The sequence below is a fragment of the Membranihabitans maritimus genome, from assembly GCF_021729145.1.
GTDB lineage: Bacteria > Bacteroidota > Bacteroidia > Chitinophagales > Saprospiraceae > Membranihabitans > Membranihabitans maritimus.
The window spans coordinates 1-14,297 of record NZ_JAJSLW010000035.1 but is presented as its reverse complement, the minus strand read 5'-3'; the positions used below and the strand labels follow the sequence as shown (position 1 = coordinate 14,297).

The window sequence follows — 14,297 nt, the reverse complement described above, 5'->3', positions numbered from 1 at the left end:
CTATCTTTCAAGGCCAGAATTATAAAAAAAGTGACATGAATTGAGTAAGTCTCAATCGAAGACTTTTAGTAGCCGTGCGAACCTGGTTTTGAACTGTTTTCTGGGCAATGCTCAACCTTTCTGATATCTCCCGGGAAGATAGTTCTTTATCGTAGTACATTAGAAATATTTTCCTTCGTTTTTCAGGTAAAGATTCCAACCATTTTTCAAGCACATGCTGCAATTCTCTTTCTATTAATTCCCCATCTGCAGAAAAAGGGGACTTGACAATAGATTCAAAAGGTTCAGTAAAATAAACTTCACCTTTTTTCTTAACTATCAATCCAAAAACCTGGTATTTCACAGCAGAATGTAGGTAGGCTGAAACATTGCCTACGGACAATGTCTCTTTTCTATTCCATAGATCAACGAAGACATTTTGAACGGCATTTTCACACATATCGTGATCTTTTAATCTCTTAAATGCCGCATTATATAGGCTGTCCCAATACTTTTTATAAAGGAGATAGAATGCTTTTTCATCTCCTTTACTCATTCGGACTAGTAAATTCTGATCACTAATACTATTTTTTGTATTATCAGACATTTTGAAAATATTTCACAACCAACCTATCAAAATTACAAAAAAAATACAATTTATAGATGTAGAATTTACAATTAATCTAATTTCAAAGCATTTTGTCAATGTAAAGATTTAAAAGCAGTCGAAGGAAGCATTTCGTGATTGCCCATGAAAATAGTGATAGAAATGTTCTTAAATTCTTTTGTGAGGCACACATCTCTGGCTCCAATCTTTCCAAATTTGGCCAGCGGCTCTCTATTTTCCAACAGTTGTAGTTTTTCTTCATTGGATACCATATCTCGATCTTTTGCTCCCAATGATGAGACTATTTTATTATAGAAGTTGATAGATTGAGTAATTGGCACACTACCCTGGATCCCATCGTATACGCCTGCATAAATATTCAATACTGTATTTCTTGCAGGGACTTCCCAATATATTGGGGAACGCTCTTTGGCAATTTGGATATCAAGACTTCCTACGGATCCTGTACAATTCATAATGTCCTCACTGTATTTATTCTGTCTAATTTTGGATTGATTGTACCAGGCTGGCAAATCTGATATAGGGACCCAAGCTGAAATTTTGTTTATTTTATGGCGGGATGTCATATAGGTGGACAATGCAGCGTATCCTCCACCACTAACACCCACTACAAAAATCTTGTCAGGATTCACATTTCCATTTTCAATGGCATAATCAATAGCTTCATCGATATCATTCCTTGCCCATTCACTACAGCAAGCTTTAAATGTTTTATTGGGGCCGCGAAAGTCGGGATGAATGTAATTCCAATTACTTTCTTTAGCTAAAATGGCAAGTGTATCAAATTGGCTGTAATTACCACTCCAGGTATGCAAACTTACCAACAGAGGCATCGGCTCCCCAGAAGATGAAGGAAGAAACCAGGCTTTTTGTAAACTATCATCCAAATTTGACACTATTTCGACTTCTTCAAACGGGGACTGCCAATTACTTACCGTCTGGTCATCATACCTGATTTGTGTAGTAGTATTTTTCGTTTCCGTTTCCCCCGGAATAATAATATTGAAAAATAGTATTATAACACCCAGAACCACCAAAATGCCTAAGATAAGTGTAATTACTTTATTCATTTAGCTAATGTAAATATTTGAAAATAAGAAGTATCACCCTGAGCAACCTTTCGGTTGTACGCAATTATCTCTCCATTTCGAGACCATTGTACACTATGTAATTCACTATATTTATTATCTACATTCTCCAAAACACATTTCGTAACACCTGTATCAATAGAAGTAATATAGATCCGTCCCTGCGCACCATAGGTAATTCTCTTACCTTTCCCATCAATGTCAAAAGACGTTTCAATAGAAAACGCATTATTTGTTATCTGCTTTATATCACCTCCGATAGTCGGTACAGAATATATCTGGATGCTACCATCATTATCTTTCATCATAAAAAACAAAAGTGTTCCGTCAGGAGTACTTTTCATCCATTGCCTGGGCCCCTGGACTCCGGGGAATTTGCGATTAGTTGAATAGGTCACCCTTCTTTGGCTAATACCATCCAAAGGAAGTGGCCTCGACTGAGATGTCCCTTTTAATTGTTGCTGGCTTTCCAGGTCTTTATATTCATCAGGAACATCAACTACAAAAACTTCCGTTACTTTCTCTCCTTTTTCTGAAATCACATCACCTAAAAACGCTATGGCTCTTTTTTGCCTGGTACCATTTGACTTGACATATCCATTTGTCCCTATCCAACCATCCTCATAGGCTTTTTCAATTTCATCACTGCCCGGCCTCGGATTTTCTGTAACCTCTGTCACTAGCATTGAAAACATTGACCCTGAATTATTTTCACCACTTTTATCAGGTTCAATTTCAACCCTTCCCCAGGGCGCAGAAACTCCCACCAGCCTTAGGTCTTTTAATCCATTGTCGGCATTGGCTGCTTTGGCAACAACTTCGTCATTATAGGTAAATGTAATCCAGCTCCCGTCTGCACTCCAGGAATGGGCGTGGGTACCTCCTCTCAGGGCACCTGATGAAAAGGGTTCTGTAACATCTCTTGCATCAATAAAAACTCCTTCCCCGGGTTCAGTAAGATCTACCATAACCCCAGTTCTACGTGTCAAATCATAAGGCTTATCCCGATCACTATTTCGTATACCATGAATAAATACTACCTTATCTTCAATAGGATGATACGCCACAGCACCCACTCCGGGACCGAATTCCGTTTGCATCTCTGTTTTGTAGACGGTCTCTGTCTTCCCAGTATTGATATTGACGCGCTCAATTGAACCCGTCCTTCCTATATGACCACCATCATTTCTGGTATCGTAGACTATCCAATTATTATCCGGTGAAAATGCTTGAACCGGATTGATAAAGTGTCCTTTTCCACCGGAAGTGATTTGCTTTTCTGTCCATTGAGATTCTTGATTGTATGATTCATTAGAACTGTTGCAGCCCATTATTATAAATACATTAAGATATAAAAAATATAAACCCGGGTGAAAACTCATGATTAAAGGATATTACTTATTGTTCCAATGCTGTAAACATACAAGATTATTAAAACTCAAGGAATAAGCTTTCCAAATAATTTTGGATGTGGAAAAAATTCCATTCAAAAATATCCAACATGTACATTTGGTTATATTTCAAAAGGATAGTACCGGTTAAAATACATAATTTTTAATTGGATAGGCAATAAAAGAAAACACAACATAAAAAACATAATCGCCCCATCCCTGAAAATCATATCCACAATAAAGACCGAAGCGTCCCGATTAGGATTACATCCTTACTAAAAATTGGGAAGAAATGGATATTGCAATCATTTTCGTCGTGTGAACTCACAAAAAAATGGTAAAAAAACAGGAGGGTAGTTTTAACAAAACCAGCAATATTAATTTCTCTCAATCACATCATTCTGGTCCCACGAATTTCCCACCTTATTCAAGAAGTTGATCCATTTCTTTGGCAAAAGACTTAAAGTCATCCGATCTGTAGTGGCAAAAATCTATAAACAATTTCCCAATGGATTATTTGATACGGGTGCACAAATGTATTGCAAAACCCAACTGCTTTTTTCTCATACCCTGCCAATTCACCCTTTATCTATCCATTGTGTATTAGAATTTTGGATGAATCAGACTTAGTTATAGGAAAAATATTCTTATGATCCGCATTAAGGAGAGAAGCAATATCCACACTCTGTTGGACAGCATGTGCAAGAGTACTGAAGACAATACCTTGAATAACCAGCCTATTTTCCAGTTGCTCAACGGAAGAAGGTCTTTTTTTCCGGACCCTAACTATGCATCTTCTCCAAGATAACAGTTCCCTTATAATTTGTTTGTCCACTTTTTACTTCTTTCTTTCAATTTCCGGAAATACAAGGGAGTCATATCCGAGTAGTTATTCCACAAACGCCGAATAATTTCGGCATAAAGGTTTTTGTTTTTGCAATATATCAAATCTCCCTGTGTCCATATCTATTACAATAATGTATCGCCAGGGATCACCAAGTCCACAAAATCGACAGGCCTTTCAGAAACTATTGCCAACTGTTCAATCAGGTCAATTCTATCATTAGGATCCAATTCCTCTTTTCCCCCACATCTATATCTATATCACTGTTACTATTCGGACTGCCAGACGCAATTGATCCACACAGAATTCCACACTTAATATTGGGTAATTGTCCCAATACGTTCGATATATTTTCCTTTAATTTTCTATGTCTATAAAGTATTGGATTCAAGACAGCCATCCTCTATATGAAAAAATAAGAAATCCAGATCAATGAGAATCCCTGCTTACCTCACTTCCAGAGCTTCCTTTCAGATAATCCAGGTCCATTCCTTTATCTGCTTGTTCCACGTGGTCTATAAACATTTTCACGTACCCCCTATCATACCCCAGGTCTATAGGCTTCCAATTCCTTTTTCGCTTTTCAAGTTCATCTGGAGGCACATCCAAATGCAATCTGCGGTTTTCCACATCCACTTCAATCCAATCTCCATCTTGAACAAAAGCCAAATTCCCTCCAATTGCAGATTCCGGGGAAACATGCAAAAAGGTAGTACCAAACGCTGTTCCACTCATTCTACCGTCTGAAATACGTACCATATCCTTTACGCCTTTTTTCAATAACTTTGGAGGTAAGCCCATATTTCCTACTTCGGGCATGCCCGGATATCCTTTGGGGCCTACATTTTTTAAAACCAGGATATTTGTCTCATCCGCTTCTAATTCCGGATCGTTTATTCTTTCATGAAACTCTTCGATAGTCTCAAATACGATTGCCTGTCCCCTATGTTTCATTAATTCCTCACTGGCTGCAGAGGGTTTGATAATGGCACCATTCTCACATAAATTTCCATACACCACTGCAATGCCCGAATTTTCTTGAAAAGGTTTATCAAGCTTAGCAATGATTTCTTCGTCAAAACTTTCCGCACTACTACAATTTTCTTCTACTGTTTTTCCATTTACTGAAACAACACTTTTATGCAAATGGGGTAATAATTCTTTCATTACAGCCGGTAAACCACCAGCATAGTAGAAATCCTCCATGAAGTATTTTCCGGAGGGTTGAAGATTAGCTAATAAAGGTATTTTGCTACCCAATCGGTCGAAATCATCCAGGGTAAGATTGATTCCGACCCTTCCAGCTATCGCCATCAAATGAATTAAGAAGTTGGTGGAACCACCTATTGCCGCATTAGCAATTACTGCATTCTCAAATGCCTCTCTGGTTAAAATTTCTGAGGGCTTAAGGTCTTCTTTTACCATATCCACGATCCTTCTTCCCGACAATTGTGCAAGCACCTTTCTCCGGGAATCAGCAGCCGGGATAGCAGCGTTTTCAGGCAGAGTAAGTCCCAAAGATTCGACCATGCACCCCATAGTAGAAGCAGTTCCCATAACCGCACAGTGTCCCTGGCTCCGGCACATGGCAGCTTCTGCATTGCGAAAAGTCTCCTGGTCCAACTCTCCTGACCTGGACGCTTCACTCATCCGCCAAATATCCGAAGTGGCCATATCCCGTCCTTTGAATTTACCTGTTAACATAGGACCTCCTGAAACTGCGATTGTAGGAATATCAACACTGCAAGCCCCCATAACGGATGCCGGCGTCGTTTTATCACACCCTACCAAAAGGACCACACCATCGAGGGGATTGGCTCTGATGGACTCTTCTACAGTCATGCTCATTAAATTTCGAAAAAGCATCGCTGTCGGCTTCACAATAGTCTCGCCCAAAGACATAACAGGAAACTCTAATGGGAATCCACCCGACTCCCATACTCCTTTCTTCACAGATTCGGCCAGCTCCCTGAAATGGGCATTGCAAGGTGTGAGTTCTGACCATGTATTACAAATTCCTATTACGGGTTTATCTCTAAACTCATCATCCGGAATTCCCTGGTTTTTCATCCAAGCACGGTAAATAAAACCATCTTTCCCTTCCCTTCCAAACCAATCGCTACTTCTTAATTTCATATTTTAGTTATTTACATCCTTTTTTATTACTAGAAATAATGAAAAGATAAAAAACATCCCTTCAATGGTTTTCCAGAATTTATTTTAAAAACTTTGCAAGTCATTGACAAATACTAAATTATCATAATTCCACCTTCCCCTATTGAAATCAAAAAGCTTATAAGTTTGAAGCTTTACATCTTTCTATAATGAATAGAACTGAGAATTTTATATGTATTCCCTCCATAAAAATCTCCAAAATAATAAAATATTATTTCTAGTAATAAAAGACATAATGAATTTTATATTTACATTTCACGATATTTTTAAATACATCAATACAGACTAAACAGCATGACGAATTTTCGTGGTAAAACAGCTATTATTACAGGTGGAGGGATAGGTATTGGCTTTGAAATCGCCAGGCAATTGTCTTCGAAAGGCGCCAATATTATTTTAAACGATATCAATCCTGAAGTAGCTCTATCCGCCAAAGAAAAATTAGATAAAGAAAACGGTACCTGTGCAATTATTGTCGGAGATTCATCTGATATATCGGTCATCAAGAAAATGATTAAAACAGCCGAAGAAAATTTTAACGGTGTAGATATGACAATCGCTAATGCAGGTATTACCACATTTGGCGAATTCCTTACCTACTCCGAAGATGATTTTCAGAAACTTACAGACGTAAATTTGAAAGGCACTTTTTTCCTGGCTCAAAAAAGTGCACTTTCTATGATTAAAAATAAAAAGGAGGGGAGAATTCTTCTAATGTCCTCCGTTACAGGACATCAGGCCCACAAAAATTTGGCGGCTTATGGTATGTCAAAAGCAGCCATACGTGCATTGGCAAAAATTCTCAGTTTTGAACTCGGACCCAAAAATATTACGGTAAATGCAATTTCTCCAGGGGCTACCATTACCGAACGCACATTGGCCCTGGATGACCATTTCGAAAAACAATGGGAGAAAATCACCCCCACCGGAAAAGTTACTTCAACAGCTGAAATAGCTCACACGGCTCTTTTCTTACTCTCACCGAATGCTGGTCAGATCAATGGGCAAACTATTATAGTAGACGGGGGGTGGACGTGTACCAGTCCGCAACCGGAATAATAAAATGCAATGGGATATAAAATAATAGGTGTTTGTAACATATAACGTTTTAGCAAGTAAATTTGCCGATAAAAACCTCGATCCTATACAGTTAACAATCAAACTCCATGTATAGCATGGGAACTATTGATTTGGATATTTTTTGCTTAAAAGTGAACATCACGCATCCGATACATCCTATTACACCAGACCGGATCGTGTCCCAATAGTTATTTGATGACAGGAAGCGCACTAAACCGAACCCTGGGATTGATGCTCAGGGTAGAAGGCAAATAAAACTATTATATGGTGAAACTCACAGGAAACTAGTCCTCCAAAGGTTTTTCCCCGAGGAGATTACCGTATCTGTGATAATTAATCGACCGATTTTGTTCAATTACATAATTAAGTAGTTCCAATCTACCATAACAACTGGGCTTTCTTCCGTAAACATGAATTGCTCTTTCATGACACAACTTTAGAAAATCGTCGTCTAACCTTTCATAATTAAGAGCCCTTACCACAATATTGTGACTTAATTCATCCTCAATATCTGACCATTCCTTCAATATATCGAATTCAGCGGACATGGGGATAGTGCGTTCATCCAGCGCATAATATTTTGTTTTCACACGAAGTGTTTTCGCTGCAGCCTCTACCCTCATAATATCTTGATTAGAAGTATCGTCATCAATTAAAACAAAAACTTTATCCGGAAATAAATATCGATTAATATTGTGTTGGCCTCGCAATTTCACATAATCAATTTCTTTATTAAAATGGATATCAAACCATTTTTTGTAATCGATCCGTACTTCATTAATCGAAACTTTGTCGACTTCCTCAATATTTGAAAATTGAAGCACATAATTCGGACCTCCGGCTTTCATTCCAAAACCAAAACTGGATTCTTTCATCCCTCCAAATGGTTGCCTCAATACAATTGCTCCGGTCGTTGAGCGGTTAGCATACAAGTTACCCGCTTTGACCGCATTTTGCCAATACCAAATTTCCTCCCTTGCCAATGTCTCTATTCCACTGGTCAATCCATATTCCACACCATTGACCAATTCCACTGCATCTGCCAACCCTCTAGCCATCATTACAGATAAAATAGGACCAAACAACTCATTCTGGTATTCATAATCTTCCTTTGTCACACCCCATTTAATTCCCGGTGATAACATAAACTTCCCATTTAGTATCGGCTTCAACAACCATTGATCTTCATCGGTAGTTTCAATGGATTGTAGTAATTTATCAGATACGGGAACCGCCAGGGGACCTATTTGCGTTTCCAGATTCCACGGATTTCCATGGATTTTACTTTCAGCAGCATCTTTTAATAGTTTTTTGAAATGTTCATCTTCATATACTTCCTTTTCCAAAATAAGAAGGCTCGTTGCAGAACATTTCTGCCCTGTATTGCCAAAAGCAGATTGAACTACATTTTTAATTGCCTGCTCTCTATCGGAAAGGCTGGTTACAATAGTAGCATTTTTTCCTCCGGTTTCGGCGTAAAGATTAAGCCGGGGATTTCTATCGAGCAAAAATTTGGCTGTACCCGTCCCACCTGTAAGAATTACGGCATCAAATACATTTCCCTCCGACAAAAATGGATCCAATGTTTCTTCGCTGGCTGGCAAAAAGCTCAAAGCACTTTTGGGAATGCCTGCTTTCCACAAGCAGTCACAAATAATGGAAGAGCAACCTGCGGCATTCATTGATGGCTTGAGAATTACTCGCTTGCCAGCAGCTAAAGAAGCCAATACCCCACCTGCCGGTATAGCTACAGGGAAGTTCCATGGCGAGAGGACCAGATTGATACCTCCGTCAATGGTTTTCATACCTTCCAACGAGATTTTGTCCATAGAACTGGCATAAAAATTAGCAAAATCAATTGCCTCGGAAACTTCTATGTCTACTTCATATACGGTCTTACCTAGCTCAGCCACGGCAGCACCGATCAAATCTCCGCGTCTTTTATTAATCTCTTCTCCTGCTTTTCTCAACAATCCTGCTCTTTTTTCGACAGAATAATCATACCATTCAGAACCGGAATTAATAACATTCTCATAATCCTCTTTATCCGCTAATTCATATTGCCAAGGATGGTTACCATTCCAACCGATCATTCCAGAGACTTCTCGCTTCTTTTCTTTTAATTCCCCTCCGACGTGAATTATGCTACCAAATATCTTTTCAGGAAATTCCCATCGTTCTTTAATTGTTTGAATCCAATCCCTATTAGCCCTTAGAGTCCAGTCGGTATTTGCTACATTGGTAAAATATTCCTGAATTTCATATTCTTCTGAAGCCCTATTCTGTATACGGTTTGGAACGGTAGATACCGTATCAATTAAATTCAGTGACTTCAAATACTGTTCTTTAAGTTCTTCCCATCGGTCAGTTCCTGTTTTCAAACCAAAACCCTCTTTCAGAAAGTTGCCATCCTGGGTTCCTTCATCCAACCTTCGGACCAGATAGGCTACCGCACTATTATAATCTTCTTCCTTTACTATGGGCGTATATAGAATTATCGATAAATCCTTATTCAATAATTCACCTACGGTTGCATCCGCCATACCTTCCAATAATTCGAAATCGACATAGGATTCCAGTTTATTTTGCTTTACTAGACTCAGAGCAAAAGACAGATCAAAAATATTATGAGAAGCAACACCAACATTTACGGCCTTTGCTGATTCCTCCGTCAGCATTTCGCTTAAAATTTTCTTGAAATTAGCATCTGATTCTATTTTTTCACTGTAGGTTACTAACGGCCAATCTTCCAAAGAGGATTCCGTTTTTTCCATTTCCAGGTTTGCCCCCTTCACAATTCGAATTTTTATCGGTGCTCCTCCATTAGTCACTCTTTCCTGTGCCCAATTCCTGAGATAAAGCATTTTGTTATAAGAATCCGGCAAATATGCCTGAAGAACAATGCCTGCTCTCAGATTTTTATATTGTGATAATGAAAGGGTCTGTACAAAGGTATCAATGGTCAAACTCAAATCCCGATATTCCTCCATATCCAGATTGACAAATTTCTGTATTCCGGTTTCACGCTCAATTCGCAGCACTTCATCATAAAGTATAGAAAGCTTTTCTACCAACCTTTTTACAGAATACTCATATCCAAGTGGATAAATTTGAGAATAGATCGTAGATATCTTAATAGATATATAATTTACTTCCTCCTGATTTAATAAGTAAATATATCTTTTAATTCTCTCATCTGCTTCCCCTTCTCCAACCAGTGCTTCCCCAATTAGATTCACGTTTAACTGGATACCTTGATTTCTCCTTTTTTCAGCATGCCTTTTAAATTTTTTATCACCGACAAAATATAATATGGGACTAGTTACATCACGGATTTGATAATGCATGGCTGGCACACTCACCGAAGGCAACTTATACCCTATTGAACGAAATAATCGAACCATTACCTTTTCAGAGCCGGTAAACAAATTATTGTAGCTGTCCGTACTGTTAAATAAACGGACAACGAAAGCCGCGACTCTGTCATAGTTCGTGGATCGAAAAGCAACATCCATCAAACGGATTAGAAAATGTTTGGATTCTGGTGATTGGATGATCGGACGCATTCTTTCGGCAAATGGATTAGCTTTGGATTTCTTTCTACTTTCTTGTAATTCTTTGGCAATATCCAGGGATTTGCTAATCTGCTCTTTAGAAAAGTTTGAAGCCATACTTTGAAATTTAAATTAAATATCTAATTAATTGGTGATGAGAAAAATTATTCTTCCATCTATTTAGATCATACTCAAAATAAACTAGACTTCCAAAAGTATATTTCACAATTAACGAAACTAAAACGAGTTGCCTACTAAATCCGAAGGATGTCTTAAAGACTCATTAAAAGGTCTTAAATAAAAAGTAATCTGAACTTGACGAATGATTATCGTTTATAATGGAGAGAAAGTAAATATTATTTTAATAATAAACAGGCAAGCTCTGTTCTGAATAAAAAAAGCCTTGATTCAAAAACCAAGGCTTATATAAAAATTTAAGTATTTATTTAAATTAGATCTTAGGCTCCCAACCAGGTTCATACTCTCTGGACCACAATTTCTTGGCTGTTCTGCTATTGGTAATATGACCATTTGAGGGATCGCATTCCAACATATGCTCGCCACTCCGGTAGGCAATATTAGCCAAATGACATAATAACACACTTTTTGCCCCTTCTTCTATAGGAGAATGTAGTTTAGCCTTTCCTCTGATTCCATCAAAGAAATTTTCAACATGCATGGTAGACATGCTACCTCCTCCGCCTAACGCAGTACCTGATTCGCTTCCGGAGGACTTACTATCTCTGACCAACTCTCCCTTACGGTCATACAATCTATAGCCGCCGCGATCAACAAAAACAGAACCATCGGTACCATAAATTATTGTTCCACGTCCTCCACCATATGTGTCATATGCATTTCTGCTTTTTCCGTCCCATTGTATAGTCTTATTGTCTTCGAACTTGAATACGGCATCCATAGTATCATACATTGTCCACCCATCATCCAGCCAATGGTATTTACCAGCATCTACTAATACTTTATTAGGGAAATCTACTTGAAGAGCCCAACGAGCCACATCCAATTCATGGGTTGCATTGTTTCCAGTTTCTGCTGTACCGTAATCCCAACCATACCAATGCCAGTTATAATCCCAGGTATTATCCGTATAATCCCTTCTGGGAGCAGGACCCTGGAACAATTCCCAATCCAAACCTTCAGGCACGGGTGCTTTTGTTTGATTTACCACCTCTCCCCTCCCATTGGAATAGAAAGCAGTAGCTTTATAAGCTTTTCCAATGATTCCTTCATGGATATCATTTATTATTTCAATGCTCTCCAGGGAAGATCTTTGCTGATTACCCATTTGGATAACCTTGTCATATTTTTGCTGATATTCCACCAACAATTCACCCTCTTTGGGGTTGTGACTACATGGTTTCTCTACATATACATGTTTACCATTTTCTACAGCCAACCAGGTTCCCGGAGCGTGCCAATGGTCAGGGGTAGCATTGATAATTGCATCCACATCTTTATCTTCAATAACATTGAAGAAGCTATTCTCTAATGTCGGAGAGTAGTCAATGTATTCTTCAAATTTCTTTGCGGCCCTTTCTCTTTGCGATTTCATAACATCACACAAATACAAAAGTTGAACGTTGGCCTTTTTACTCGCTATTGGTTCGTAATAAGCACCAAGACGTCTTCCTAATCCAATTATCGCCACATTCAGCCGATCGTTTGCTCCTATAATACGGGCATAGCTTTTGGCGGAAAAACTTGTTGCTCCAAGCACTGAAATACCAGTTGTAGCTATTGCAGATTTTTTTATAAACGATCTTCTCGAATTATGATTTTTCATAGTATCTATTATTACACTTTTTTAATTTTACTTTATGATAAATAGCCTGTTGATAAATTACATAGAACACCTGCAAAGGTTTGCATGAATATCTTATTTTCTATGAAACCTCAGTTCAGTTTATACATGCAATTTATATCCGCTCAGTAAAGAGTATTATACTTTTTCAGGTACTATATAAGGAGCTCTATATTTTCTTGTCAACATCATATTGGCTTCCTTATTATCAATAAATTTCTCGAACTCTCCGTTAAACCTTAATCCTTGCCCTAATCTATATGATACATTTGCAATCAACGGTAAAACACTTGATTTATGTCCTACAGCGATATCACAGTTTAAATCAAAGCGGTTTTCTGATCTAACACCTTCGATAAAGTTCGCAAAATGGCCTCCACTACTCGGTGCTGTTCTAAAAGATGAATCACCACCTATGGCCGCACTTTGCTCCATATCCGACCCGGCAAAGGGTTTCTCTTCTCTTTCTCTGAATGCTTTCCAGGTACTACCATTGACTTCCATCCAGCCCTCAGTACCAAAGAATATATTCCCTATTTTCACACCAGTAGTAGCCTCTCCATTTGTATATCTACCTCTTGTCTCAAACTCTAAAATTTTACCATCCTCATATTCAAAAGTAGACATTTGAGTATTTGGCGTTTCCTGTGAGCATTCATCAGGTGAAACTCCATAGATGCCCCCCATAGACTGAACGCGTACAGGATGCTCTTTTTTATTCAACCCCCATCGCGCTACATCAAATTGATGAGGTCCCTGATTACCAGTATCTCCATTTCCGGTATTCCAATGCCAATGCCAATTGTAGTGCCCTCTTTTTTCATTATACGGACGATATTGTGCCGGCCCCAACCACATATCGTAATCAAGGCTTTCCGGTGGCATGCTATCCTCTGAGATACCAAATGAATCCCGGGGCTTAAAACAAGTTCCCCTGGCCATATATACTTCTCCTATGCCTCCATCGTGCAAAAATTGCATGGCTTGCATAACATTGCTAATCGACCGATTCTGAAAACCTACCTGCACCATTCGATCATATTTTCTGGCCGCTTCGATCATTTTTCTACCTTCCCAGACGTTGTGAGAACTTGGTTTTTCTACGTACACGTGTTTTCCTGCCTGGCACCCCCAAATTGCAGCTAATGCATGCCAGTGATTAGGAGTCGCAATTCCAACAGCATCAATTTCCGGATCGTCATACAATTCCCGCATATCTTTTACGGTACCCGGTTTCTTGCCATCCTGATTGTCTGCAACCGTTTTAGAACGCTCCGCAAAAAATTTGGAATCTACATCGCACAATGTTTTAATCATTACACCATCCTTATACATTCCGGAAAAATTGTCAATTAAACTTCCACCTCTACCGCGAATACCAATTACGCCCATGATAACCCTATCATTAGCTCCCACAATATTGCGGTAAGATCGCGCAGAAAACGCCGGCACGCCTATGGCTACACCTGCAGCTCCAGCCGCTGTTTTTTTGATAAATGATCGTCTATTATCCATCTTATTTTGTTTTATTTGTTTTTACAAGAATAATCCATATTCAATTCTACTAAATCATCCTTATCATTGAATCTCCAGATCCGATCTTCGTACTCTATGAAATGATTGATTGCGAAGAACTTCCGAAATATATAATAAAATAACCAGCAATTTCTACTGAAAATTAGCGAGGCGCTTTCACATTATAAAAATATTGTATATGTTTGTTGTTATGAGAATCT

The 14,297-nt window shown here is 38.5% G+C and carries 9 protein-coding genes; 2 read left to right on the top strand and 7 right to left on the bottom strand.

Translation table 11 applies throughout. The features are described 5' to 3' along the window. Positions 1-19 precede the first annotated feature (19 nt). The 3 genes from LVD47_RS22820 to LVD47_RS22810 form a co-directional block, all read right to left on the bottom strand. A complete protein-coding gene (locus tag LVD47_RS22820) occupies positions 20-586 on the bottom strand; it encodes an RNA polymerase sigma factor (RefSeq protein WP_236980952.1) in 567 nt (188 codons plus the stop codon). Positions 587-681: 95 nt separating this feature from the next. Further along, positions 682-1,677: an alpha/beta hydrolase family protein gene (locus LVD47_RS22815; RefSeq protein WP_236980950.1), complete on the bottom strand. Its 996-nt coding sequence runs from the start codon at positions 1,675-1,677 to the stop codon at positions 682-684. Beyond that, positions 1,674-3,077, bottom strand: a complete 1,404-nt coding sequence (locus tag LVD47_RS22810) for a DUF3748 domain-containing protein (protein ID WP_236980948.1) — start codon at positions 3,075-3,077, stop codon at positions 1,674-1,676. Before LVD47_RS22810 ends, LVD47_RS22815 begins: the two co-directional genes overlap by 4 nt. 658 nt (positions 3,078-3,735) lie before the next feature. Here LVD47_RS22810 and LVD47_RS22805 point away from each other — a divergent pair. Further along, on the top strand, positions 3,736-3,894 hold the full coding sequence (locus LVD47_RS22805; RefSeq protein ID WP_236980947.1) for a hypothetical protein: 159 nt from the start codon (positions 3,736-3,738) through the stop codon (positions 3,892-3,894). A 465-nt stretch (positions 3,895-4,359) separates the two neighbouring features. Here LVD47_RS22805 and LVD47_RS22800 read toward each other — a convergent pair whose 3' ends face one another. Next, entirely contained in the window at positions 4,360-6,066 is a 1,707-nt protein-coding gene (locus LVD47_RS22800) for an IlvD/Edd family dehydratase (protein ID WP_236980946.1), read from the bottom strand. 333 nt (positions 6,067-6,399) lie between these two features. Between LVD47_RS22800 and LVD47_RS22795 the strand changes: the two genes are divergently transcribed. Then, positions 6,400-7,164, top strand: a complete 765-nt coding sequence (locus LVD47_RS22795; protein WP_236980945.1) for an SDR family NAD(P)-dependent oxidoreductase — start codon at positions 6,400-6,402, stop codon at positions 7,162-7,164. Positions 7,165-7,469: 305 nt separating this feature from the next. Here the strand turns inward: LVD47_RS22795 and LVD47_RS22790 are convergent, their stop codons facing one another. The 3 genes from LVD47_RS22790 to LVD47_RS22780 all read right to left on the bottom strand — a co-directional run bounded on the left by LVD47_RS22790 (position 7,470) and on the right by LVD47_RS22780 (position 14,076). Beyond that, complete coding sequence (locus tag LVD47_RS22790) at positions 7,470-10,856, bottom strand: proline dehydrogenase family protein (protein ID WP_236980944.1); 3,387 nt, start codon at positions 10,854-10,856, stop codon at positions 7,470-7,472. Positions 10,857-11,190: 334 nt separating this feature from the next. Beyond that, entirely contained in the window at positions 11,191-12,543 is a 1,353-nt protein-coding gene (locus tag LVD47_RS22785; RefSeq protein ID WP_236980943.1) for a Gfo/Idh/MocA family protein, read from the bottom strand. Between the two features lie 156 nt (positions 12,544-12,699). Continuing rightward, a complete protein-coding gene (locus tag LVD47_RS22780) occupies positions 12,700-14,076 on the bottom strand; it encodes a Gfo/Idh/MocA family protein (protein ID WP_236980942.1) in 1,377 nt (458 codons plus the stop codon). Positions 14,077-14,297 lie beyond the last annotated feature (221 nt).